Raw genomic sequence first — 25544 nt, forward strand, 5'->3', positions numbered from 1 at the left:
CGGACCCACGCCGGCGCGCTGGCAGCGCGCCGGCCGCTCCGTGACGCCGGACTTACGCGGCCCGTGGGACGCTCCCACTCCCCTCCCGCGGAGCAGCGCACGTGCCGAAACTCAGCATCGCCCGGCATCTGGCCGAAACCCTGCACAGCGCCGGGGTCGAACGCATCTGGGGCGTCACCGGCGACAGTCTCAACGGGCTGACCGATGCGTTGCGGCAGATGGACAGCATCCAGTGGATGCACGTGCGCCACGAGGAGGTGGCCGCGTTCGCGGCCGGCGCCGAGGCCGCGCTGAGCGGCAAGCTCGCGGTCTGCGCCGGCAGCTGCGGGCCGGGCAACCTGCACCTGATCAACGGCCTGTTCGATTGCCATCGCAGCCATCAGCCGGTGCTGGCGATCGCCGCGCATATCCCTTCTTCCGAGATCGGCCTGGGCTACTTCCAGGAAACCCATCCGCAGGAGCTGTTCCGCGAATGCAGCCACTATGTCGAACTGATCAGCAATCCGGCGCAGATGCCGGAGGTGCTGCACCGGGCGATGCGCACCGCGATCCTGAAACAGGGCGTGGCAGTGGTGGTGATTCCCGGCGACGTGGCGCTGCAGGAGCTGCCCAAGGGCACGTCGAGCGCATGGCCGGCGTTGACGCCGCCGCGGATCCTGCCGGCCGATGCCGACCTGGAACGCCTGGCCGAACTGCTGCAGGCGAGCGCGGCGACCACGCTGCTGTGCGGCAGCGGCTGCGCCGGCGCACACGACGAACTGGTGGCGCTGGCCGACCTGCTCGGCGCGCCGATCGTGCACGCGCTGCGCGGCAAGGAATACGTGGAGTGGGACAACCCGTTCGATGTCGGCATGACCGGCCTGATCGGTTTCAGTTCCGGCTATCAGGCCATGCTCAACTGCGACACGCTGCTGATGCTCGGCACCGATTTCCCGTACCGCCAGTTCTATCCGCAGGACGCGGCCATCGTGCAGGTCGATCGCGATCCAGCCGCGCTGGGCCGGCGCACGCCGCTGCAGCTGGGCATCGCCGCCGACGTGCGCGAGACCATCGCCGCATTGCTGCCGAAACTGCAGCGGCGCGAACAGCGCGACTTCCTGGAAAAATCGCTGGCGCACTACCGCAAGGCGCGCGAAGGCCTCGACGCGCTGGCCGTGGCCGCTGCGCCCGGCGAACCGCTGCATCCGCAGTTCCTGACCCGGATGATCGATGCGCTGGCCGACGAGGACGCGATCTTCAGTTGCGATGTCGGCACGCCCACGGTGTGGGCGGCGCGCTACCTGACCATGAACGGCAAGCGCCGCCTGCTCGGCTCGTTCAACCATGGCTCGATGGCCAACGCGATGCCGCAGGCGCTGGGCGCGCAGGCGCAGTTCCCGCACCGGCAGGTGATCTCATTGTCCGGCGACGGCGGCTTCAGCATGCTGATGGGCGACTTCATCTCGCTGGCGCAACTGGGCCTGCCGGTGAAGGTGGTGGTCTACAACAATGCCTCGCTCGGCTTCGTGGCGATGGAGATGAAATCGGCCGGGTATCTGGACACCGGCACCGACCTGAGCAACCCGGACTTCGCGGCGATGAGCAATGCGATGGGCATCCTCGGCCTGCGCGTGGACGCATCGGCGCAACTGGAGCCGGCGCTGCGCCAGGCCTTCGCGCATCCGGGGCCGGTGCTGCTCGATGTGCGCGTGGCCACCCAGGAGCTGGTGATTCCGCCGGCGATCAAGCTGGAGCAGGCCAAGGGCATGGGCCTGTACCTGCTGCGTGCGGTGATGAGCGGGCGCGGCGACGAGGTCGTGGAACTGGTCAAGACCAACCTGCGCTGAGCGGCCAACGGCGGTCGCGCGTCTGCGCATGCGCGGCGGCTCGCCGCACTGCTACCTTCCCTTTTTTCGCATCCCCGGTGGACCATGCCCCGTTCGCTGTTGCGGCAACTGCTGCTGATCTGGATCGTCATCCTCGCTGCCTGCCTGGGCATGGCGGTGGTGCTGTTCGGCCTGTACCGGCACAGCGAAGGCGTGCGCGTGGGCGAGGCGCAGGCACGGCTGCAGGCCGACTGCACGCGCATCGTGCAGCGCTACAACGGTGCCAGCGCGGCCGCGCGCGGCAGCGACGGCGCCGGCCTGGCTGCGGTGGTGGTGCAACTGGTGCTGGCCGACGCCGCGGGCGTGGAGGGCGGAATCTGGGAGCGGCAGCGCGGCTTCATCGCCTATGCCTATCCCACGTACGACGGCAGCGAGCACAAGACCGATGTGCCGACCGCCGAGCGCAACGCCATCGTCGCCACCGCGCAGCGCGCGGTCGGCGGCCAGCAGTCCTTGCAGTACCAGCGCGATGGCCAGCGCGAGACGCTGCTGATCGCCGCCTGCGCGCTGGACCGCACCACCGCGGCGTGGGCAATGACTCGGGTCGCGGCGACCGGCGAGGCCTCGGCCGGGCGTCCGCTGGCGGTGGGCATGGCGCTGATCCTGGCGCTGGCAGTGGTTTCGGCGGTGGCCCTGGGTTGGGTGGTGCGGCGCTGGAGCCAGCGCTTGCGCGCCATCCAGCTGGCCTTGGCGACGCCGGCGGAGGTGCCGACGATTCCGGCGACCGGCGCGCCGGAGCTGGACCGCCTCGGCGCAGCGGTCACCGACTATGCGCAGCGCAGTGCGCAGGCCCTGGCCGAGGCGCGGCGGCTTGGCGCAGAGCTGTCGCGGCACGAACGGCTGGCCGCGCTCGGGCGCATGACGGCGACCGTGGCGCACGAGATCCGCAATCCGATCGCGACCTTGCGCCTGGCCCTGGAAAACCAGATCGCGGCCGGCGAGGGCGGCTTCGACGAGGCGCAGGCGCAGCTGATGCTGGCGCAGATCCAGCGCCTGGACGGCGTGGTGGAGAGCCTGCTGGGCATGGTCCAGCCGATCCGCCTGCAACGGCAGACGGTGGCGCTGCAGCCGTGGCTGCAGGCGCTGCTGGATCCGGCCGAATGGGGCGAACCGGCGCCGCCGATCGCGCTGCAACTGGCGGACGCGCCAGGCGAGTGGATGCTGGATCCGCAGCAGGCCGCGCGCGCCTTGCACAACCTGCTGCGCAACGCGCTGCAGCACGCCACGCCCGGCACCGCGGTGACGTTGACGGTCGCCGCCGACGCCGACCTGTTGCGGCTGAGCGTGGCCAATCGCGGCGAACCGGTGCCGGCGCCGGTGGCCGCGCATTTGTTCGAACCTTTCGCCAGCGGCCGTAGCGACGGCAACGGCCTGGGCCTGGCGCTGGTGCGCGAGATCGCCCGCGCGCACGGCGGCGAGGTGCGCTACGTCCACCACGGCGGCATCACCTCCTTCATTCTGGAGCTGCCATGGCGCGCATCCTGATCGTCGACGACGACACCGCTTTCCTGAGCACGCTGCAGGCCACGCTGCGCTCGTTCGGCCACGAGGTGATCGCCGCCGCCGACGGGCAGGCCGGACTGGCGCGGCTGCGCGCAGGCGGCATCGATCTGGCCTTCGTCGATTTCCGCATGCCCGGCATGGACGGCATCGCGCTGATGCGCGCGCGCCAGGACGATGCGCAGGCCGCCGCGGTGCCGCTGGTGATGCTCACCGCCTATGCCTCCAGCAGCAACACCATCGAAGCGATGAAGCTCGGTGCGTTCGATCATCTGGTCAAGCCGGTGGGCCGCGCCGACATCGTCGCGGTGGTGGAGCGCGCGCTGCAGGCGCATGCCGGCGCCGCCAGCGTGCCGCCAGCGCTGGCGGCGCCGGCCGAGGAAGCCGGTGCACTGCTCGGCCACAGCGCGGCGATGCGCACCGTGCACAAGCGCATCGGCCTGGCCGCGGCCTCGGACCTGCCGGTGCTGGTCAGCGGCGAGACCGGCACCGGCAAGGAACTGGTGGCGCGCGCACTGCATCGCGCCAGCGCCCGTGCCGGCGCCGCCTTCGTCGCGGTCAACTGCGCGGCGATCCCGGCCGAGCTGATCGAAAGCGAATTGTTCGGCTACCGCAAGGGCGCCTTCTCCGGCGCCGTCGCCGATCGTGCCGGGCTGATCCGCGAAGCCGACGGCGGCACCTTGTTCCTCGACGAGATCGGCGACATGCCATTGCCGATGCAGGCCAAGTTGCTGCGTTTCCTGCAGGAAGGCGAGGTCTCGCCGCTGGGCGGGCGCGGCGCGCAGAAGGTGGACGTGCGCGTGGTCGCCGCCACCCACCGCGAGCTGGCGCAGCTGGTCGCCGACGGCCGCTTCCGCAGCGACCTGCGCTACCGGCTCAACGTGGTGCCGATCGAACTGCCGCCGCTGCGCGAGCGCGGCGACGATATCGTGCTGCTGGCCCAGCATTTCCTCGAGGACGGCGCGAGCGCGGCACGTACGCTGTCGGCGGCAGCGCAGGCGCGGCTGCGCGCCTATCCGTGGCCGGGCAATGTACGCGAGTTGCGCAATGCGATGCAGCGTTGCCAGGTGCTGGTGCGCATGCCGACGATCGAGGCGCACGACCTGGACGAGGTGTTGGCCGGCGATGCAGCCGCGGCGCCTGCGGAGACGTCGGCGCTGACCCTGCCCGATGCGATCGCGCAACTGGAGAAACAGATGATCCAGGCGGCGCTGGTGCAGGCGCAGGGCAACCGCGCCGAAGCCGCGCGCCGGCTCGGCATCCACCGCCAGCTGCTGTACCGCAAGCTCGACGATTACGGGCTGGGTTAGGTGGGCCACCGGTCAGGCACAACGCGCCCGAATGCATCGACGCAGGCGCAACAGCAACGCTTTTGCAGGAGGCTTCAGCCGCAACGAGCGCAGCGGCGGAACTTCCTGGCTCCGGTCACAGTCGGGACTGAAGTCCCTCCCACAATGCACTGAGCAGCTTTGCCACAAGTCACTGTAGGAGCAACTTCAGCCGCGACACCCACTCCCCCGCACGCGACCGCCAAACCGAACAACCCAATCCGCCAGACGCACTTCCCCACAGCGGCGACCAGCAGAGCAGCGAATGAAGAACGCCCCCAAGCGTCCGCTGGCAGACATCACAGCTGTCCGCAAAGCGGACGACAGTGGATGAAGCGCAGACACCCGCAATGGCTGTTTGCATGCAATATGCCTTTAATAATCAAATACTTGGAAATTGGCACGGATACTGCTTTGACATCTGCACAGGCGGACTCCCTCGCCGCCCTGGAGAACTTCCGATGATCCGTCGTAGCGCACTCGCTTTCTCGCTGGCTATCGCCACCGCCACTGCTGCCGCGCAGGTGCCGGCTCCCCCCGCTGTCGCTCCGTCCGCCCCTGCCGGCATAGCGCCCCCGCCGGCCCCGCCGGCGCCACCCGCCGCACCGGCACCGGCACCGGGACAGATCGCCGCCACGCCGGTCAGTCTGGAAGGCACGGTCGAGCGCTTCATGCTCAATCCCAACGGCGACGTCGATGGGCTGTGGCTGCGCGATGGCACCCAGGTCGGCTTCCCGCCGCACCTGTCGGCCGACCTGCAGGCCGCGGTGCGCCGCGGCGATGCGGTGACCGTGCAGGGCTATCGCCTGGGCACGCTGCCGCTGCTGCAGGCCAGTGCGATCAGCGCGCGGCGCAGCGGCAAGCAGGTGGTAGACCGCCCGCCGAACCCGCTTGCCGGCCCGCCGCTGCCGCCGACCCCGCCTGCGTTGAATCAGATGCGGGCCGAAGGCCGCATCGAACGCCTGGTCTACGGCCCGGGCGGCGACACCGCCGGGGTGCTGCTCAGCGATGGCACGGTGGTGCGGATACCGCCGCATGTGGCCCTGCAATACGCCACGCTGCTGCGCGTCGGCGCGCCGCTGAGCGTCAGCGGTTTCGGCGTGGCCACCGCGGCCGGCCGCTCGCTGGAAGCGACCCAGCTCGGCCGCGACCGCGCCTCGCAGCGCACCCTGTTCGCGCCGCCCGCACCGCCGGTCCCGCCGGCCGCGCCGCCGCCGGGTGGTCCCGCTGCGCCGGCCGCGCCGCCGGTGCCGCCGCCCGCGCCGCGCTGATGCGCCTGCCCGTGTGACCCCGGCGCCCGCTGCCTGCCGCGGCGGGCGCCGCTACCGGCACGACGCCAGTTCCCCACTTTCATTGGAGTTACGCTATGCATTGGGTCGATCCCGATTACCTGCCCGAAACCCGCGGCACGCTCGCCCGCTTCCTGCTCAATCCCAAGGCCGAGGTCGATGGCCTGCTGCTCGACGACGGCACCGAGGTGCACACCGCGCCGCACCTGTCGGCGCAGTTGCTGAAAGCGCTCACGCCGGGCATCGCGCTCGGCGTGCGCGGCCTCAAGCCGTACGGCGTGGACATGCTGGTTGCGCTGGCGATCGATCCCGACGGCGGCAAGCGCATCGCCGACCGCGGGCCGCATGGGCCGCACGGCGAACACAAGCCGGCCAAAAAGCCGGAAAAATCCGCAAAACCCGACAAGCACGCAAAGCCGGCCAAGATCCAGCACAGCGGCGTCGTCGCGCGGCTGCTGCATGGCCCACACGGACAGGTGCACGGCGCGCTGCTCGAAGACGACAGTACCGTGCGCTTCCCACCGCACGCCGCCGCGCCCCTGGCGAAATGGTTGGCGGTGGGCAAGCCGCTGGCGGTGGAAGGCCACGCGCTGGTCTCCCCGCACGGCACGGTGATCCACGCGCAGGCACTGGGCGCGAAGGCCGCGACGCTGCAGCCGATCGCGCCCAAGCCGCATCCGCCCAAGCCGCACGCCGCGGACAAGCCCAAACCCAAACCCAAGCACTGAACCGGGCAGCGCGGGGGGAGTCGCGTTGACGCGACGGCCCCTGCATCGCGTATCGTTTTGCGGTTCGCCGCGGTTGTCGCGGCGGCGCCTCCAGGATATCGCCATGTCGCTTTTCCGCTGTGCGCATCGAGACGTTTCCCCGCGCTGTTCCGCCCGTGCCACGGTGCCGCAATGAGCGCGCCGCCGGCAGGCGTGCCGAGCGCCCGCCCGCGCGGCACGCGCGCGCTGGAGGCGCTGAGCTTCACCATGGCCGATGTGCAGGACGGGCTCGGCCCGTTCCTGAGCGTGTTCCTGCAGTCCAGGGGCTGGTCGCTGGCGGCGATCGGCTCGGTGATGAGCGTCGGCGGCATCGCCGGCATGCTCGCGACCACGCCGGGTGGCGCGCTGGTCGATGCGACCAGGCGCAAACGCAGCATCGTGGTGGTCGGCTGCAGCCTGATCCTGCTGGCCTCGGCGCTGCTGTGGTGGGCGCCGAGCTTCGCCGGCGTGGTGACCGCGCAGGTGATGACCGCGCTCGCCGCCGCGGCGCTGGGCCCGGCGCTGTCGGGCATCACCCTGGGCCTGGTGCGGCAGGCCGGGTTCGACCACCAGATCGCGCGCAACCAGGTCGGCAGCCATGCCGGCAACGTGGTCGCGGCGGCGCTGGCCGGCCTGCTCGGTTGGAAATTCGGTTTCGGCGCGGTGTTCGCGCTGACCGGTTGCTTCGGCGTGCTGGCGATCGCCTCGGCGCTGCTGATCCCGCGCGATGCGATCGACCATCGCGCCGCACGCGGCCTGGCCGAGACCGGCGCGCCCGGCGCGGACCACGCCAGCGGCTGGTCGGTGCTGCTGACCTGCAAGCCGCTGCTGGTGCTGGCGTTGGCGCTGGCGCTGTTCCACCTGGGCAATGCGGCGATGCTGCCGCTGTACGGCATGGCCGTGGTCGCCGCGCACCAGAGCGACCCCAGTGCGCTGACCGCGACCACGATCATCGTCGCGCAGGCGACCATGGTGGTGGCCTCGCTGCTGGCGATGCGCCTGATCCGCGTGCGCGGCCATTGGTGGGTGATGCTGCTGACCTTCCTGGCGCTGCCGCTGCGCGGCCTGATCGCGGCCAGCCTGATCCATGCCTGGGGCGTGTTCCCGGTGCAGATCCTCGACGGCGTCGGCGCCGGCCTGCAGAGCGTGGTGGTGCCGGCGCTGGTGGCGCGGCTGCTGCAGGGCACCGGCCGGGTCAACGTCGGCCAGGGCGCGGTGATGACGGTGCAGGGCATCGGCGCGGCGCTGAGTCCGGCGCTGGGCGGCTGGATCGCGCAGGACTTCGGCTACCGCGCCGCGTTCCTGCTGCTCGGCGGCATCTCGCTGCTGTCGTTGGCGCTGTGGGTGGGTTTCCGCAAACAGTTGCTGCGGGTGGCCGGGGTGCCGACGGCGGAAGTCGCGGTGGCGCCGGCGCCGGCTTGACCGGTCGTCGGGCGTACCGTGGCGCTGGATCGGTCCAGCGTCACCGTGGCGCCGCCAGATTGCCGAGCGTGGCGATCAACGCTGCATGACAAGCTCGGCCATGCCATCGAGCCGTTGCTTGAGCGTTCTCCAGTCCGGCAGGTGCGCGTCGAGCAGGCGCTGGAAGGTCCGCCCATGATGATGGGCTTTCAGATGACACAGCTCATGCAGGATGACGTAGTCGATGCATTCGCGCGAGGCATGGATCAGGCCGGCGTTGAGCGTGATGCGGCCCTTGCTGGAGCAGCTTCCCCAGCGCCGCTGCATGCTGCGTACCGTTAGTGCAGGTGGGTGCTGCACCCAGCGCAGCGGTTCGGCGGTGGCGGCCAGGCGTTGCTGGAAGATGTCCTTGGCACGCTGGCGCAACCAACGTTCCAGCGTGGCGCGCACGGCCTGCGCCGATCGTGCCGGCACTGTCACCTCGAGATAGCCGCCGCGCAGCGCAGTGCGTTCGCCTTGCGCACCGACCAAAACCTTCAGTCGATAGCGACGCCCCAGGTACAGCACCGTCTCGCCGCTGACGTATTCGCGCGGCAGCAACAGGCGACGGCGTGCCTCCGTTTCCAACAGATGACGATGGATCCAACTCGCACGTCGCTGCAACGCCTGGCGAATGTCGGCGTCGCTGGCGTCCTGCGGTGCATCCAGGTGCACTGCGCCATCGGCGTCGACATGGATGGCGACACTGCGTTTGCGGCGGCGTGGCGAGCGCCGGATCTGGCACAGGATCGTGCGCTCGCCGTAGCGAACCTGCATGGCGGTTGCAGCCGGCAGATTCATGACGGGCGCAGCCCAAGGCGCGTGATCTGCACCACCTGCTCCACGATCCCCTTGGCGTGCTCCAGCCCCACCAGGTCGAACACGCGCGGCAACAACTGCTGGCGGATCTGCGATTCGATGTTCTGTTGGTTCAGCGAATTCTCGGCCACCGCCGTGCGTACCACGCCATCGATCTCCAGCGCCAGGGCGGCCAGCCGGTCTACCTCGTCGGGTTGTCGTGCCGCCATCGCTTCCTCGCCCAGTTCCAACCGGATCGCGCCGTAATACGCCCTGGCGTGCGGGTGCGCGTGCAGCCGGTCGGGAATGCCGGGCAGGTGCGCGTCTTGCAGCCGCTCCTCGAACGTCTTGAACAGCGCATAGTGCTTGAGCGGGTGGTCGAACATCGCTTCGGCCTCGGCGATCGCCTGCCGCAGCAGTTCGCCGAAGATCTTCTGCGCATACGGATCGCTGGCCAGGTCCTGCTCGATGGTCTTGCGCAGGCGGGTGCGGATCAGGTCGGCCTCGTTGCGGGTCTTGTCCTCGGGCCAGGTCTCAGGCTCTTCGTGCTTGCCCAACTCGTGCACGATGTACGTGCCTTGCGACTCGCGGACCTCGCGGCCGATGACCTGCTTGTCCACCAGCTTGCGGATCTGCTCTTCGTAGAGGCCGTAGTCCACGGTTTCCATCGCATCGCGGCGTGCGGTCTGGCGCTGACTGGAAAAGAAGCGCAGATCTTGCTTGTAGCGGTCGATCAGGCTGTCGGGGAAGTCGCGATCTTCGAAAAAGCTGCGCGAGGACAGCGCCGTCTGCAGGCACAGGCCGAATTCGGTCAGTGCCGCATAGAAGTCTTCGCGCAGCGCCTGGCGTTCGTCGTATTCCTCGCCATCGGCGCCGCGCACGAAGCGTGGGCTCAGCCGTTGCCGGAACTGCTCCGGATCGTGCCGGCTGTCCAGCCCATCGAAGAACGACCACAGCCGCGCATGCAGCGCCGGCAGGCGTTTGTACTCGGTGCTGACCGCGTGATACAGCCCGTCCAGGTCGGCCACGTCGAAGCCGGCCTGGGTGCGGGTTTCCAGGTCGCGGTAGGCGCGTACGGCGGTATCCAGTTCCGGCAGGATACCGCGGTAGTCCACCAGCAGGCCGTGGCGTTTGGCATCGTGCAGGCGGTTCACCCGCGCCACCGCCTGGATCAGATTGTGGCCTTTCAGCGGCTTGTCGATGTACAGCACGCCGTTGCGCGGTTCGTCGAAGCCGGTGAGCAGCTTGTCCACCACGATCAGCAGCTCCGGGTCGCCCTCGCCACCGAAGGCGTGTAGCGTCTCGCGCTCATAGTCCTCCGGGGCGATGCGGGCATCGACGATGGTCTGCTTCCACCACTTCTGCACCTCCGGCAAGCTGTCCTCGTCCACCGCGCTGTTGCCCTCGCGGGTATCGGGCGGGGAGATCACCACCGCGCTGCTGGCCAGCCCGGTGTCGTCCAGTGCACGCTTGTAGCGGATCGCATCGAGTTTGCTGTCGGTGGCCACCTGGCCTTTCAGGCCCAAGGGTTTGACGTGCTCGTGGTAATGCGCGGCAATGTCCCAGGCGATCAGTTCGAGACGGTTGCTGGCGCCGTAGATCGCGCGCTTGCCAGCGAACGTCTTCTTCAGGTCGCTGCTCTGCGCCTCGGACAGCCCGGCGGTGATCTTGTCGAACCAGCGGGTCACCGCGGCCTCGTTGATGTCCAGTTCCGGCACGCGCTCCTCGTACAGCAGCGGCGCCACGGTCTGGTCTTCTACCGCGCGCTGCATCGAATAGGCGTGCAGGATCGGGCCGAATTTGTTGGCGGTCTTCTCGTCCTTCAGCAGCGGGGTGCCGGTAAAGGCCAGGTAGGCCGCGTTGGGCAGCGCCTTGCGCATGCGCTCGTGGGTTTCGCCGCCATGGCTGCGGTGGCCCTCGTCCACCAGCACGATCAGGTCGGGCGACGGGTTGCGGCACTCGGGCAGCTTGGCGGCGGTGGTGAACTTCTGCACCAGCGAGAAAGTGATGCGCTCGTTGCCCTGGCCGATGCGTTGGGCCAGGTCGCGGCCGGTAGTGGCCTTGCTGCGCTCGCCTTCCTTGCGGGTGGCCACGGCCGAACCGAACGCACCGCCACTGATGAAGTTGCGCGCCAGCTGGGTTTCCAGGTCGGTGCGGTCGGTGACCACCAGTACCCGGCATTCCTGCAGGGCCGGGTCCAGCAGCAGCGCCTTGGTCAGGAACACCATGGTGAAGCTCTTGCCCGAACCGGTGGTGTGCCAGAGCACGCCGCCCTCGCGGCCGCCATCGGGCCGGAGCTTGCGCAGTTGCGCCAGCAGCGCGCGGATGCCGAAGAACTGCTGGTAGCGCGCCACCAGCTTGCCGGCCTTGCGGTCGAACAGCACGAAGTTGCGCAGGAATTCCAGCAGCCGCGCCGGGGTCAGCACGCCGGCCAGCAGCCGGTCCTGCTCGGTGGGCAGCATCGGCTGTGCCCATAGCGCCTGGCAGTAGGCGCGCAGCGCGGCCGGCTTGCCGGCCAATAGCGCATCGCGGGTGGCAGCGGGCAGTGGCGCATTCTTGATCTGGCTCAGCTGCGCCTCGTCGACCTGCTCGTCGCGCCAGCGCGCCCAGAACTTGGCCGGGGTGAGCGTGGTGCCGTAGCGCGCCTCGGTCAGGCTGATGGCCAGCAGCAACTGCGCATAGGCGAACAGGTGCGGAATCTCTTCCGTGCGCTGGTTGCGCAACTGCTGGCTGATGGCCTCGGCCACCATCGACTTGCCGGCATGCCCGGCATCGGCGCGCTTGGTTTCGATCACCACCAGCGGCAGGCCGTTGACGTAGCCCACGATGTCCGGGGTGCGGGCGTGCGTGCCCTGCGCGGACAGCACCTGGCATTCCTCGGTGATGTCCCAGCGGTTGGCGGCCGGGTCGGTCCAGTCGATCACCGCGATGGTGGGCTGGTGCTTCTTGCCGTCGGGCATGAACTCGGTGACGGTGATGCCCAGCGCCAGCCGCTTGTACAGCGTTTCGTTGGCGGCCAGCAGCCCCTCGCCCAGCGGCAGCGCCGACAGCTCGCGCACGATCTGGTCGATGGCGCCGGGCGAGAGCGGGTAGTCCTGGCCCTTGTAGCGGTAGCGCCGGGTCTGCAGCACCTCCAGCAGCCGCGGCAGCAGCAGTACCTCGCGGGTACTTCCGCGTAGCGCCAGGCAGTCGGCGGCGCTCAGGTAGTGCCAGCCCAGGTTGCACAGCAGGTGCAGGGCGGGCAGCTGCGCGCTGGCCTGTTCGCGGGTGTCGGGGGCGGTGTGGCTCATGCGGATGCGGTCTCGTCGGCGGGCAGGCGCACGCGGCGCTTGCCGGTGAGGAGTTGGGACATGAGGATGGCTTTTTCCTGCTTGAGTCGAGCAAGCTGGTCGCGGAAGTTTTTTACTGTTGAGTGAGCCTCATTGAGGATCGGGGTTATGCGCTTTTGCTCGGTGATAGATGGGAGTGTGAGTTTCATGCGCATCACATTCGCCTTAGAAATATTGTAGCGAGTTGAGCCTTGTGCAAGCTGTGTCATGAGGGCTCTAATATGAGGTGCGCGCAGTGCAAATGCTGCATATTCTGGCAATAAGGTTGTGAATTCGTTCAGTCGATATCCAAAGCAAAAACTGTTCAAGTAAAGTTCGTCCACGTCATCAAGCAGTACCGACGCCATGCCGACCTCATTTGGTGTTTCAGAAGAGATTGTGAAAATAATGTCGCCTGACTTCACTCGTGTTTGGTTTTCGCCTTCCGAAATTTTTACCAAGGAAAAGTCTTCAATGTCTATGCGGTTATTTTTGAAGACGTTGGTGTATGGGATAAATTTAGCGCCGGATCCAAAGTCCTCGCCTTTCTTTCCGGAAAGGCCGCTATAAGTGCGCCCAAGCTCACCAAGTGTGAAATTTTCCCAAGAGGAAGGTGTCGAGGTCGTTCGATGTGTCCCGAGAGTTAAGTCGCGCAGAAGTATGTCCATTTGCTTCTGGCTATTTTTAAGCAATCGGTCCGTGGTGGCGATGGCTTGATCCCAGGTGGAGAGGATGTGGGCGATGCGATTCTGCTCTGCGATGGGAGGCAGTAGGACTGGGAAAGCCTTCAACTGCGAAGAGTTGATGCTTGCGAGGTTAGTGCTACGTTTTGCACAGCTGAGAAAGTAGGTGCGTCCGTATTCACTCCCGGACAATGCCGACAAAAACAGCGGGTTGACCGAGTCGGGCTTGGCACGGACCGCGAAGACGTGGTTCTGATGAAGGCAAGGGTCGAGTGTGCCGTCCCACACAGCTCCTCGCCCCAGCTTGTCGAAATCGCCGCCTTCCGTCATCAAGATGTCGCCCTGCTTGAGCGAATAACGATCGATCTGATGCCGTTCCACTGCAATCATCTTGACCTCACTGAGGTCGATAAAACCATCTTGCACGTTGGCCACGCGAAGATAAGGTAATTCCACCGGATCAAGTAAGCCGGTCTTTCCCTTCGCCAATCCGGTGCGCACTTCTGCGACCTCATGAAGAGGTTGACGGCTCCAGCCTTCAGGCAGCATCACAGTCTCCTGTCTTGTTCGAACGTTCTTGCACTGCGACGATTGAGGTGACGTCAGTTGGATGCATGCTTGCCTCCCTTCCGCGCCAGCTTCTCCACCGATTCCAGCGCCTCAATGTCCTCCACATCCGCCGCCAACGCCTCCGCCTTGCGCCGCTTGGCATCGAACACGGCATAGCGCTCATGCACGATTTGCTGCATACGCTCGTGGCTGACGGTGCCGGCATCCTTCAGCAGCGGCCGTTCGTTGAATTCGACAAAGCGGTCCACGTACTGGCGCCAGTCGTCCATGCGCAGGTCCTGGCGCTGGCTGGCGCGGTCCTCGGCGTAGTCCAGGAACATCGTGGCGATGCGGTTCAACTGCGTGACCTCATCAGCAGTCAGGTAGTTCTTGGCTACGATGACATCGGTCTTGCGCACGCGGCCGGCCTTCCAAGCGGTCAGCGCCATGTTGGGCTGGTCGGGGTCGGCACGTTCCACGATGAGTTGGGCGGCGGTCTTCTGGGTGACGGCGTAGAGCATCTTGTTCTGCACCATGGCAAAGAACTGGCCGGTGGCGGTGTCGTCGTCGCGGTAGTCCACCGACAACGCGAACAGGTCGCGGATCTTCTGGTAGAAGCGCTTCTCAGAGACACGGATGTCGCGGATGCGTTCCAGCAGTTCGTCGAAGTGGTCCCAGCCGGCCGGGTCTTTCAGGCGCTCGTCGTCCAGGACGAAACCCTTGACCAGGTATTCCTTGAGGTGGGTGGTGGCCCACTGGCGGAACTGGGTGCCGCGCGGGGATTTCACCCGGTAGCCGATGGCCAGGATCATGTCCAGGTTGTAGAGCTTCAGCGGCCGCCGGACCTGGCGGGTGCCCTCGGTCCGAACCATTAAGTCATCTTTAATGGTTGCCCCGGCCTGCAGTTCGCCTTCCGCCAGGACGTTCCTGATGTGGATGTTGATGTTGGGGACGGAGGTCTGGAACAGCGCGGCCAGCGCCAGCTGGCTGAGCCAGACGCTGCCGTTCTCGGCGCGCAGGGAGAAGCGGGTTGCGCCGTCCTCGGTGGCGTAGAGCACCAGTTCGCCGTGCGTGTTGGTTGCACGGTCGGCCTCTGTGGTGGCGGATGGCGTTGGCCGTTCAGTGGGTGTGCGCTTACGCATCGCCACGCACCTTCGGCCAGGAGGCCGCCCGCGCCCGTAAGCGAGCTGCCCATTGCTGCACACCAGCTGGCGTAGTTGTGGACATGGCTCTGGGAAGGGGGGGGTCACATTGACCCCCCCTTGCGGCAAGTGCTTGATTTGCCATGCGACAAAATGGCTGTTCATTGTTCGTCCTGGACGTTGTCCGGCTCCTGCTCCAGCGACGGCGTGGCGTCCTTCTGCAGCCGCTTGATGCTGGTTGGCGCTGCAGGCAGGTGTTCCGGCAGGGTTCCGCCCAGTTCCTGAATGGTCTTGCGTACGGTCTGGCCCACCTCGAAGTGCGTGCGGTTGGCTGCCGTCTTGCCCTGCACGTTGTCGCGGCGCAGCTTTTCTTCGGCCTGCGTGGCGCGGAACAGGTTGGCGGCCAACTCGGTGCTGCCCATGTGGTCGAGGATCTTCTGGCTTTTCTTCAGCGCCTTGTGCACGTGAATCTCCTTCGCGCCCAGGCCGCCATACAGGCCCTTGTAGCCGTGGTCCTGGAAGATGGCGTATTCCAGCGGCGTCTCCACGCCGGCCTGTTTGGCGGCCGCCGCCAGATCCTTGTTGTGCTGGCTGATCTGGTCGCGCAGGAACAGGCGGCGCTGATTCTCGCTCAATGCGTCGAAATCGACGGCCTCCTGACCCTGGATGCGTTCATTGCCGACGCGCGCCAGCCAGCGTTTGAAGGGTTCGGCCTTGGGCGAGGGAATGGATTGGATGATGCGTAACGCGCCTTCCAGCGTGGTGCAATTCAATAGCTGCGGGCCGCCGGCCGTGGTCACACGCAGTGGCGTCACCCATTTCTCCCAACTGACGGAGAGTTCTGCATCGCGTCGCCGCAGGTTGCGTAGATAGTTTTCCGGGCTTTCCGAGTCGGTCAGTGCGCTGACCAGGTCGATGACCGCGAACCACCACTGATCGGCATGCCAGGTGCGCCGGACCGCGGCGCCTTCGTGCGTGGGCAATGCGTCGATGGCATCGACGGCGGTGTCCGCTTTCTTCTCACTCATAGCCCAGTTCCTTCAGATACCCGGCCATCTGTTGCTCCAGTTTGGCCAGTTCGCTCTTGAGCTGTTCGCGCTCGCGGCGCACGGCCATCAGGTCGATGTCGGCCTCTTCCTCGAAGGTGTCCACATAGCGGGGGATGTTGAGGTTGTAGTCGTTGCCGGCGATCTCGGCCGGGCTGGCCAGGTAGGCGTACTTGTCCACGTTCTGGCGCGCCTGCACCGTGTCCAGGATGCGCTGCAGGTCGCGTTCGCGCAGCAGGTTCTGGTTCTTGCCGTCCTGGTAGTGGCGGCTGGCGTCGATGAACAGCACCTTGTCGTCGGCCTTTTTCTTGCGGAACACCAGCACGGCGGCGGGGATGCCGGTGCCATAGAACAACTTTTCCGGCAGGCCGATCACCACGTCCAGCAGGTTTTCGTCGATCAGTTTCTGGCGGATGCGGCCTTCGGCGGCGCCACGGAACAGCACGCCGTGCGGCACCACCACGGCCATACGCCCAGACTTGGGCTTCATGACGTCGATCATGTGCAGGATGAAGGCGTAGTCGCCCTTGGTGCGCGGCGGCACGCCACGGCGGAAGCGGTCGTGCGGGTCGTTGTCGGCGCTGTCGTGTCCCCACTTTTCCAGCGAGAACGGCGGATTGGCGACGACGATATCGAATTGCTTCAAGGCATTGACGTTCAACAATTTGGGGTTGCGAATGGTGTCGCCCCATTCGATGCGGTGGTTGTCTTCGCCGTGCAGGAACATGTTCATCTTGGCCAGCGCCCAGGTACTGCCGATGGCCTCCTGGCCGTAGAGCGCGTAGTTGCCGGTGCCGGTGCGTTCGCGGATCAGGCGGCCGCACTTGAGCAGCAGCGAGCCGGAGCCGCAGGTGGGGTCGCAGATCTCGTCGCCTTGCTGTGGATCCATCAGCCGCGCCATGAGCGCGGAGACTTCCGGCGGGGTGTAGAACTCGCCGGCCTTCTTGCCGCTGCTGGAGGCGAAGTTCTTGATCAGGAACTCGTAGGCATTGCCGATGATGTCCAGCTGGCCGATGCGCGAGGGGCGCAGGTTGAGCGCCGGCTTGGCGAAGTCTTCCAGCAGATGGCGCAGCAGGTCGTTCTTCTGCTGCTCCTCGCCGAGCTTGTTGGCGTTGAAGCTGATGTCCTGGAACACGTCGCGCAGCTTGCCCAGGTTGGCGTCTTCGATGGCATGCAGGGCCTTGTCGATGCGCTCGCCGTTGCCGGGGCGGTGGCGCTGGGCGTGCAGGGTGTAGAAGTTGGCGGTATGCGGCAGCACGAAGCGCTCGCTCTTGAGCAGTTCTTCGATCAGGCCGGGCTTGTCGCCATGCTTGGCCTTGTAGTCATCGTAGTGGTCCTGCCAGACGTCGGAGACGTATTTCAGGAACAGCATGGTCAGCACGTAGTCCTTGTAGACGCTGGGGTCCACGGTGCCGCGGAAGGTGTCGCAGGCACCCCAGACGGCGGCGTTGATGGTGTCCTGGGCGATGTCGGTGTTGCTCATGGCGGTTTCCGGAAGATTAGGCGAGGAGGCGCTCGGCGAGGATCGCCAGCTCGGTGTCGCGGTTCTTGATCAGGGCATGCAGGGCCAGGCGCTCGGCCTGGGCGGCGCGGTCCAGCGCGATGATGGCGTGTTGCCGGTCCAGCGGAGGGATGCGGATCGGGGTCATGTCCAGCACGCTGCGGCGGATGCTCAGCTGGTTGCTGCCTTCGGCCGACTGGCGCAGATAGCGCTGTGCCGGGGTCTGGTTGAGCTGCCAGGCCAGGAAGGCGGGCAGGAGGGCGTCCGGCTGGCTGACGCGGATGATGTACAGGTGCGGCGAGCACACGGTGCGGGGTGGGGGATCGGCGACCAGTGCGGCGAACGTGTTGTCGCCGCGGGCAACAAAGACGATGTCCTGGTTGCGGAGCCAGTCCGGTGATTTTCGGCCCTGCAGTTCGGTGGTGAGGAGGTTGTCGCAGGCCAGGCGACCAGAAGGCGTGAGATCGCGCAGCTGCAACACCCTCGTCGAGCCGCCAGGCACGCTGGGGATGGCGCCACGGAACGGGTGCCCCAGCATGATCTGGGCGGTGGCCGACAGTGGGGCTTGTTTTGCATGATTTCCCATGAAGCGGATCATGGTCCGCTTTTTCTGGGATGTCAAAATAAATTGTGCATCAATCAGTTTGATGTAATAAAAGATGTTGACGGGCGTTTGAGTTGTATGTAGAACTTATTGCGGGGCCGAGACGCGGCCCAAGCCAGGAGGGCGCGCAATGCCGCAACCCGTTCATGAGGAGAGCATCGGGGTGCATGGGGATCCCGACGCCATGTCGGGCTACTTCCTGCCCGAGGAAAGCCAGTTCCGATTGGTGCGGCTGGGCGAGTTCATCACGTTCCTGGGGCGACTCGCACAGCCACGCAGCGTGGCCGAAGAACGCGAGGCCGCGCCGAAGGTGCGGGCGGGCGAGCTGGCGGTGTGCATGGAGTTGCTTGCGGAGCAGATGGACATGGTGCTGCGCGAGGTGTCGTGGCCGGCGCAGCGTCAATCCCCGTCTCAGGCGCAGGGCCATGGCGCTTCAGTTTGCGGGGACGACTAACGCGCCACGCCAGCGACCACGTCGCAAGCTATGCCGTGCGTTGCCAGGGCTGCCGCCAGCGCGTCATGCGGCGCCTGCCGGAACGCGTCGCCCGGTTTCAGGCTGACCACGCGCTGCCCGGCGTGCACCTGCTCGATCAGTAGGGCCAGGTGCGCGTCGTCGTCGGCGGGCAGCGGCTGCCGCGTCGCATCGCGGCGCGCCAGGCTCAGCACCGCGGCCTCCACTGCGGGATCGCACAGCAGCAGATCGGCCTGGTTCAACGCACGCAGCGCTTTGAGCGTCAGCGCGCCGGGGTCGCCGTTGCCGGTGCCGACCAGCCACACGCTGCCGCGGCGCGGCACATCCTGCTCGCTGCGTTGCAGGGCGTCGTGGAAGGCCTGCTCGGCGGCCTGCGTCTGCCCGCTCTGCAACAGCACCTGCACCGGACCTTCCAGCACCTGTTCGAACCAGCGCCGGCGCTGCGCCAGCTGCGGCAGGCGCGCGCGGATTGCCTCGCGGTGGCGCGCGAACAACTGCGCCAGTTGCGCATAGGAATGGTCCAGTTCGGTCTCCCAGCGCTCGCGCAGGCGCCGCGCCAGCATCGGCGCCGCACCGCTGGAGGAGATCGCCACCAGTAGCGGATCGCGGTCGATGATCGCCGGCACCTGGAACGTGGACAGTTCGGCATCGTCGACCACGTTGACCAGCTTGCGGCGCTGCCCGGCCTGCGCGGCCAGTTCGCGGTTGAAGGCGTTGTCGTCGGTGGCTGCGACCACCAGCCAGGCGTCGTCCAGCCATTGCGGATCGAACGCGCCATCCACCCGCTGCAGCCGACCCTGCGCCAGCCACTGCGCCACCGTGGCGTTGAGCGCGTGCGCGTACACCAGCACCTGCGCGCCGGCGTGCAGCAGTGCTTCGATCTTGCGCATCGCCACCTCGCCGCCACCGACCACCAGCACGCGGCGCCCGCCCAGATCGGCGAACAAGGGATACAGCGGCATGCAAACTCCTGCGGTGTGGGGGATGGCTCGCGGCGGACGCGTGTTGCATGGCACCATGCGGCTCAGCCAACTTCCGTTAGCCATGACCGTATGCTGCGCGTCCTGCTGGTCAACGATACCGAAAAGCCGATCGGGCAGCTGCGCCAGGCGCTGCTCGACGCCGGCTACGAGGTATTGGACGAAGTGGCGGCGGCGCCGGCGCTGCTCAAGGCAGTGTCCATCCAGCAGCCGGACGTGGTCATCATCGACGTCGATTCGCCCTCGCGCGATACCCTCGAGCAACTGGCGCTGATCCACCGCCAGGCGCCGCGCCCGGTGGTGATGTTCTCCGCCGACGGCGACGACCAGCTGATCCGCGCCGCGGTGAGCGCCGGCGTCACCACCTACGTGGTCGATGGGCTGGCGCCGGCGCGGCTGGCGCCGATCGTGCAGGTGGCGCTGGCCCGCTTCGAACAGGAATCGGGCATGCGCCGGCAACTGGACGAAGTGCAGGGCAAGCTGCGCGACCGCGAACAGATCGACCGCGCCAAGCGCCTGCTGATGGACAAGCGCGGCATGAGCGAGAACGAGGCCTACGCTGCGCTGCGGCAGCAGGCGATGAAACAGGGGCTGAAGCTGGCCGAGGTCGCCCAGCGCATCCTCGCGATGGCCGACCTGCTGGGATGAGGAAGCGATGAGCGCACCACTGCACCCCGAACCGCGCACCCTGCGCCTGGGCTATCTGCCGCTGATCGACTGCGCGCCGCTGATCGCCGCGGTGCGGCTGGGCCTGGACCGCCGCCACGGCCTGCGCCTGGAGTTGCAACGGCAGGCCTCGTGGGCCGCCGTGCGCGACAAGCTGCTGTCCGGCGAACTGGACGCGGCGCACGCCTTGGCCGGCCTGGTCTACGGCGTGGAATGCGGCATCGGTGGACCGCAGGCTGACCTGGCGATCCTGCTCACGCTCAACCAGAACGGCCAGGCCATCACCCTGGCGTCGGCCCTGGCCGACGCGCTGGCGCAAGGCACGCCGCTGCGCAGCGCGCTGGCCGCGCTCGGCCGCGCGCCGGTGTTCGCGCAGACCTTCCCCACCGGCACCCACGCCATGTGGCTGTACTACTGGCTGGCGGCGCAGGGCGTGGATCCGATCGGCGCTATCCAGGCGGTGACCCTGCCGCCGCCGCAGATGCCCGACGCACTGGCGCGCGGCGAACTGGACGGCTACTGCGCCGGCGAACCGTGGGCGGCGCAGGCCGAAGCGATGGGCGCGGGCCGACGCGCGATCCGCAGCGGCGAACTGTGGCCCGGCCATCCGGAGAAAGTGCTGGCCTGCCGCCGCGCCTTTGCCGCATTGCAGCCGGAACTGGCGACCGCGCTGACCGCCACGCTGCTCGACGCCTGCCGCTGGCTCGACGATGCCGCGCACCGCCGCGAAGCGGTGGCGTGGCTGGCCGATGCGGACGTGATCGGCTTGCCGGCGGAGCGCATCGCAGCGTGCCTGTTGCCGGGTGGCGCCGCCGATGATGGTGCAGATCCGCAAGGTTTGCGCTTCCATGCGGGTGGCCTGGCGAACATGCCATGGCTGTCGGATGGACGCTGGTTCCTGCAGCAGTTCCGGCGTTGGGGGTGGTTGCCGGCGAGCGAAGCGGGGGCCGGGCAGGATGCGGCGCACGATGCGCAGATCGTGGCGCGGGTGCATCGGTTGGAGACGTATCGTGCCGCGGCTGCGCAGTTGGGGATTGCGCTGCCGGAGCGTGATGAGCGCGAGGATGGATTGCCGGATTGGCGGGTTGGACTTACGCCTGCGTAGCGCCTGCGCGGGCCGGAGCGGCGCAACGTCGGTATTCTCAGCGTCGGCCGATGCGGCTTTCAGAGCGCTGCAAGCGTGAATGATGCTTGATGAACTCAATGGGCCGGCGCGATGGGTGCGGCATGGCTGCGACGGGCCAGGTTGAGTGATCGTCGTGTCGTGTATGCATTATGCAAAATCGATGAAGCAGCGAAGACGTGTTATCTCAAACACGGCTTTATCGCCTCGCCCATCCACGATCGGACGGTGATGTTGCCGCTTAGGTGATGCTCGGTCCTCTTGCTCAGGTCGCATGGGAGCAGCCTTGCGCGGGACACTCGCTGCAGTGGACGTCGCCTCTCAGCGCGGTTCGACTCGACGCAAACGCTCGCCAATGGATGACGAGTGACCAATGCACTCATTGCCCTGCTGCTCTGCCGGAACTCCGCTTCTGACACGCATAGCCGACGTTCGATCAAAAGCAGATGTTGCCGCGGCGCACAATAAAGGTGCGCCGCGCACCACTTGTGTTCGTTGAGGCCCGCCGTGGTGGCCGTGCAACGCGGCCGCAGATCGTGACCGGGTCCGACAATCAATTGAATTTAAAGGGAATTTTTCTGTCGCTGTGGTGGCGCGCACACTTGGCATGCCGATTGCGATAGTGATCCTGCGGACGCAACGGGGTGTCCGCACCAATGCGATTCGGTAGGTGGGCCAACGGCGGCCCGCCTGCCCAGACAACGGCGTCTTCCGGTGCGAACCGGGCGGCGCCGTTTTTGTTTTTCTCCCCTCGACTACCGCGCGCTGCGGGTGGTGTGCAGCGCTGCGGCCCAACGCTTCTCGGAGATGGCGCGGATGAATCGATCGTTCTGGCAAGCCGGGCATACGCCCACGCTGTTGTCGGCGTTCCTGTATTTCGACCTGAGCTTCATGGTCTGGTATCTGCTCGGTCCGCTGCAGGTGCAGATCGCCGCGGCGCTGCAGCTGGAGACCCAGCAGCGCGCGCTGATGGTGGCAATGCCGATCCTGTGCGGGGCGGTGCTGCGGCTGTTGCTGGGCATGCTCGCCGATGTGATCGGCGCCAAGCGCGCGGGCATGCTGGCGCAGGTGCTGGTGATCGTGGCGCTGGCGGTGGCGTGGCAGCTGGGCGTGCACAGTTTCGCGCAGGTGCTGCTGCTGGGGCTGATGCTGGGCGTGGCCGGGGCCTCGTTCGCGGTGGCGCTGCCGCTGGCCTCGCGCTGGTATCCGCCGCAGCACCAGGGCACGGCGATGGGCATCGCCGGCGCAGGCAATTCCGGCACGGTGTTCGCGGCGCTGTTCGCGCCGGCGCTGGCCACGGCGTTCGGTTACCAGGCGGTGTTCGGGCTGGCCTGCATTCCGCTGCTGCTGACCTTGCTGGTGTTCGCGCTGTGCGCCAAGGACGCACCGGTGGCGGCGCCGCGCAAGCATCTGCACGACTACGTGCGGGTGCTGGTCGGTAATCGCGATTCGTGGTGGTTCATGCTGTTCTACGCGATCACCTTCGGCGGTTTCGCCGGGTTCGCCAGCGCCTTGCCGGGTTACTTCCACGATCAGTTCGACTTCTCTCCGAAGCTGGCCGGCTGGGCCACCGCGGCGTGCGTGCTGGCCGGTTCGGTGATGCGTCCGCTGGGCGGTGCGTTGGCCGATCGCATCGGCGGCACGCGCACGCTGCTGTCGATCTATCTGCTGGTGGCGTTGCTGGTGGCCGCCGCAGCGGTCGGCGTCGGCGGTCCGGCGGCGACGGTGGCGTTGTTCGTGCTGACCCTGCTGTGCCTGGGTACCGGCAACGGCGCGGTGTTCCAGCTGGTGCCGCAGCGTTTCGGCCGCGACATCGGGCTGATGACCGGGCTGATCGGCATGGCCGGCGGCATCGGCGGCTTCCTGCTCGCCGCGGGGCTGGGCATCGTCAAGCAGCACACCGGCAGCTATGCGCTGGGGCTGTGGCTGTTCGCCGGCTGCGCGCTGCTGGCCTGGGGCCTGCTGTCCAACGTCAAGCAGCACTGGCGCAGCCAATGGGCCGCGGCCGGCGCGGCGCGCGTCTGATCCTCTCCACCGAAGCGAGACTCGCATGAACAAGCCAAGACTGGTGGTGGTGGGCAACGGCATGGCCGGCATCCGCACCGTGGAAGAACTGCTCAAGCTGATGCCGGGGATGTACGACATCACCGTGTTCGGCGCCGAGCCGCATCCGAACTACAACCGCATCCTGCTGTCGCCGGTGCTGGCCGGCGAACAACAGTTCGACGAGATCGTGCTCAATCCGCTGGCCTGGTACGCCGAGCACGGCATCCATCTGCACGTGGGCAAGGAAGTGACCCGCATCGACCGGGTCAAGCGCAAGGTGATCGCCGCCGACGGCACCGAGGCACCGTACGACCGCCTGCTGCTGGCCACCGGTTCGCTGCCGATCGTGTTGCCGGTGCCGGGCAAGGACTTGAAGGGCGTGATCGGCTACCGCGACATGCACGACACGCAGACCATGATCGACACCGCCACGCGCAAGCGCCACGCGGTGGTGATCGGCGGCGGCCTGCTCGGCCTGGAGGCGGCGAATGGGCTGAAGCAGCGCGGCATGCAGGTGACCGTGGTGCACCTGGCCGACTGGCTGCTGGAACGCCAGCTCGACCCGGTCGCCGGGCAGCTGCTGCAGCGCTCGCTCAGCGAACGCGGCCTGGAGTTCCGCCTCGGCACCTCCACCACCGAACTGGTCGGCAACGCCGATGGCGACGTGGTGGCGGTGAAGTTCTCCGACGGCAGCGAAGTGCCGGCCGACCTGGTGGTGATGGCCGCCGGCATCCGCCCCAACATCGCGCTGGCGCAGGCCGCCGGCATCCACTGCACGCGCGGCATCGTGGTCAACGACACGCTGCAGACCTTCGATCCGCGGGTATACGCGGTCGGCGAATGCGCGAGCCACCGCGGCATCGCCTACGGCCTGGTCGCGCCGCTGTTCGAGCAGGCCAAGATCTGCGCCAACCACCTGGCGGGTTTCGGCATCGGCATTTATCGCGGTTCGGTGGCCTCGACCAAGCTCAAGGTCACCGGGATCGACCTGTTCTCGGCCGGCGACTTCATGGGCGGGGAGGGCAGCGAGGAGATCGTGCTGTCCGATCCGGCCGGCGGCGTCTACAAGAAGCTGGTGCTGAAGGACGACAAGCTGGTCGGCGCCTGCTTGTATGGCGATACCAACGACGGCGCCTGGTATTTCCAGCTGCTCAAGGATGCCAGCCCGATCGGCGAGCGCCGCGAGCGGCTGATGTTCGGCGAGAGCGCGCTCGGCGACGCCGGCACCGCCGGCCAGGACCGCGCCAGCGCGATGCGCGACAGCGACGAGGTATGCGGCTGCAACGGGGTGTGCAAGGGCACCATCGTCAAGGCGATCAATGCGCAAGGCCTGTTCACCGTGGACGAGGTCAAGAAGCAGACCAAGGCGGCCAGTTCCTGCGGTTCGTGCACCGGCCTGGTCGAGCAGATCCTGATGAACTGCCTGGGCTCCAACTTCCAGCAGACGCCCAAGACCAAGGCGGTGTGCGGTTGCACCGACCTCAACCACGGCGAGGTGCGCAAGGCGATCCGCGAGGGCAGGTTGCTCACCCATGGCGCGGTGTACACGCAGCTGCAGTGGCGCAGTCCCAACGGCTGCGCGACTTGCCGCCCGGCGATCAACTACTACCTGCTGTCGACCTGGCCGCGCGAGGCGGTGGACGATCCGCAGTCGCGCTTCATCAACGAGCGCGCCCACGCCAACATCCAGAAGGACGGCACCTTCTCGGTGATCCCGCAGATGAAGGGCGGGGTGACCAACGCTTCGGAACTGCGCCGCATCGCCGACGTGGCCGACAAGTACGCGGTGCCGATGGTCAAGGTCACCGGTGGCCAGCGCATCGACCTGCTCGGCATCCGCAAGGAAGACCTGGTGGGGGTGTGGAAGGACCTGGGGATGAATTCCGGACACGCCTACGGCAAGTCGATCCGCACGGTGAAGACCTGCGTGGGCAGCGAGTTCTGCCGCTTCGGCACGCAGAACAGCACGCAGATGGGGATCGAGCTGGAAACCATGCTGGCCAACATGTGGAGCCCGCACAAGGTGAAGCTGGCGGTGTCCGGCTGCCCGCGCAACTGCGCCGAATCCGGGATCAAGGACGTGGGCATCATCGCGGTGGAATCGGGCTGGGAACTGCATATCGGCGGCAACGGCGGCATGAAGACCGAGGTCGCCAAGTTCCTGGTCAAGGTCAAGACCGCCGAGGAGGTGAAGGAGTACACCGGCGCGTTCCTGCAGCTGTACCGCGAGGAAGCCTACTACCTGGACCGCACCGTGCACTACATCGAGCGCGTGGGCATGGACTACATCCGCCAGCGCGTGATCGAGGACGCGTCCAACCGGCGCGCGCTGTACGAGCGCCTGCTGTACGCGCTGGAAGGCTTGCCCGATCCGTGGGCGGAGCGCATCGCCGGGGCCAGGCAGCGCGAATTCCAGCCGCTGCGCGTGGCCGCGCCGCTGGCGCTGGTGGAGGACTGA

19 protein-coding genes are annotated in these 25544 nt (G+C 67.2%); 11 read left to right on the forward strand and 8 right to left on the reverse strand.

What is annotated here, in order from left to right; genetic code table 11:
• Positions 1-116: 116 nt before the first annotated feature.
• From poxB to E4A48_RS19815, 6 genes are all read left to right on the forward strand, one after another.
• Positions 117-1826, forward strand: a complete 1710-nt coding sequence (gene poxB, locus E4A48_RS19790) for a ubiquinone-dependent pyruvate dehydrogenase (RefSeq protein ID WP_176717121.1) — start codon at positions 117-119, stop codon at positions 1824-1826.
• Between the two features lie 84 nt (positions 1827-1910).
• Positions 1911-3350: a sensor histidine kinase gene (locus E4A48_RS19795; RefSeq protein WP_142743028.1), complete on the forward strand. Its 1440-nt coding sequence runs from the start codon at positions 1911-1913 to the stop codon at positions 3348-3350.
• Complete coding sequence (locus E4A48_RS19800) at positions 3335-4675, forward strand: sigma-54-dependent transcriptional regulator (RefSeq protein ID WP_142743029.1); 1341 nt, start codon at positions 3335-3337, stop codon at positions 4673-4675. Before E4A48_RS19795 ends, E4A48_RS19800 begins: the two co-directional genes overlap by 16 nt.
• A 479-nt stretch (positions 4676-5154) precedes the next feature.
• Positions 5155-5964, forward strand: a complete 810-nt coding sequence (locus E4A48_RS19805) for a hypothetical protein (protein WP_237651502.1) — start codon at positions 5155-5157, stop codon at positions 5962-5964.
• A gap of 95 nt (positions 5965-6059) precedes the next feature.
• On the forward strand, positions 6060-6710 hold the full coding sequence (locus E4A48_RS19810) for a hypothetical protein (RefSeq protein ID WP_142743030.1): 651 nt from the start codon (positions 6060-6062) through the stop codon (positions 6708-6710).
• A 171-nt stretch (positions 6711-6881) separates the two neighbouring features.
• Positions 6882-8150 carry an MFS transporter gene (locus E4A48_RS19815; protein ID WP_060744808.1) on the forward strand — a complete coding sequence of 423 codons (1269 nt, stop codon included), beginning with the start codon at positions 6882-6884 and terminating at the stop codon, positions 8148-8150.
• A 75-nt stretch (positions 8151-8225) separates the two neighbouring features.
• Here E4A48_RS19815 and E4A48_RS19820 read toward each other — a convergent pair whose 3' ends face one another.
• From E4A48_RS19820 to E4A48_RS19850, 7 genes are all read right to left on the reverse strand, one after another.
• On the reverse strand, positions 8226-8945 hold the full coding sequence (locus tag E4A48_RS19820) for a YgjP family zinc-dependent metalloprotease (protein ID WP_176717112.1): 720 nt from the start codon (positions 8943-8945) through the stop codon (positions 8226-8228).
• Positions 8946-8965: 20 nt separating this feature from the next.
• Positions 8966-12256, reverse strand: a complete 3291-nt coding sequence (locus E4A48_RS19825; protein WP_142743031.1) for a type I restriction endonuclease subunit R — start codon at positions 12254-12256, stop codon at positions 8966-8968.
• Complete coding sequence (locus tag E4A48_RS19830; protein WP_142743032.1) at positions 12253-13506, reverse strand: restriction endonuclease subunit S; 1254 nt, start codon at positions 13504-13506, stop codon at positions 12253-12255. The genes E4A48_RS19825 and E4A48_RS19830 overlap by 4 nt, the downstream gene beginning before the upstream one ends.
• Before the next feature lie 53 nt (positions 13507-13559).
• Positions 13560-14648, reverse strand: coding sequence for a virulence RhuM family protein (locus tag E4A48_RS19835; RefSeq protein ID WP_260608139.1), 1089 nt, complete (start codon positions 14646-14648; stop codon positions 13560-13562).
• A 161-nt stretch (positions 14649-14809) separates the two neighbouring features.
• Positions 14810-15676, reverse strand: a complete 867-nt coding sequence (locus E4A48_RS19840; protein WP_142743033.1) for a BRO family protein — start codon at positions 15674-15676, stop codon at positions 14810-14812.
• Positions 15669-17177 (reverse strand): type I restriction-modification system subunit M, encoded by a 1509-nt coding sequence (locus E4A48_RS19845; protein ID WP_058364459.1) that lies wholly within the window; start codon positions 17175-17177, stop codon positions 15669-15671. Before E4A48_RS19845 ends, E4A48_RS19840 begins: the two co-directional genes overlap by 8 nt.
• Before the next feature lie 16 nt (positions 17178-17193).
• Complete coding sequence (locus E4A48_RS19850) at positions 17194-17793, reverse strand: restriction endonuclease subunit S domain-containing protein (protein ID WP_142743034.1); 600 nt, start codon at positions 17791-17793, stop codon at positions 17194-17196.
• Positions 17794-17929: 136 nt separating this feature from the next.
• On the opposite strand from E4A48_RS19850, the gene E4A48_RS19855 reads away from it, so the two are divergent.
• Positions 17930-18253, forward strand: a complete 324-nt coding sequence (locus tag E4A48_RS19855; protein ID WP_003469768.1) for an XAC0095 family protein — start codon at positions 17930-17932, stop codon at positions 18251-18253.
• On the opposite strand, the gene E4A48_RS19860 is transcribed toward E4A48_RS19855, so the two are convergent.
• On the reverse strand, positions 18250-19233 hold the full coding sequence (locus tag E4A48_RS19860) for an NAD(P)-dependent oxidoreductase (protein ID WP_142743035.1): 984 nt from the start codon (positions 19231-19233) through the stop codon (positions 18250-18252). The two genes, E4A48_RS19855 and E4A48_RS19860, sit on opposite strands and share 4 nt — an antisense overlap.
• Positions 19234-19326: 93 nt before the next feature.
• On the opposite strand from E4A48_RS19860, the gene E4A48_RS19865 reads away from it, so the two are divergent.
• The 4 genes from E4A48_RS19865 to nirB all read left to right on the forward strand — a co-directional run bounded on the left by E4A48_RS19865 (position 19327) and on the right by nirB (position 25544).
• Entirely contained in the window at positions 19327-19899 is a 573-nt protein-coding gene (locus E4A48_RS19865) for an ANTAR domain-containing response regulator (RefSeq protein ID WP_142743224.1), read from the forward strand.
• 7 nt (positions 19900-19906) lie between these two features.
• Entirely contained in the window at positions 19907-21022 is a 1116-nt protein-coding gene (locus E4A48_RS19870; protein ID WP_142743036.1) for a CmpA/NrtA family ABC transporter substrate-binding protein, read from the forward strand.
• Between the two features lie 873 nt (positions 21023-21895).
• Positions 21896-23065, forward strand: coding sequence for a nitrate/nitrite transporter (locus E4A48_RS19875; protein WP_185910788.1), 1170 nt, complete (start codon positions 21896-21898; stop codon positions 23063-23065).
• A 61-nt stretch (positions 23066-23126) separates the two neighbouring features.
• Positions 23127-25544 (forward strand): nitrite reductase large subunit NirB, encoded by a 2418-nt coding sequence (nirB, locus tag E4A48_RS19880; RefSeq protein WP_230812577.1) that lies wholly within the window; start codon positions 23127-23129, stop codon positions 25542-25544.

The sequence above is a fragment of the Xanthomonas translucens pv. cerealis genome (assembly GCF_006838285.1).
Classification (GTDB): Bacteria; Pseudomonadota; Gammaproteobacteria; order Xanthomonadales; family Xanthomonadaceae; genus Xanthomonas_A; species Xanthomonas_A cerealis.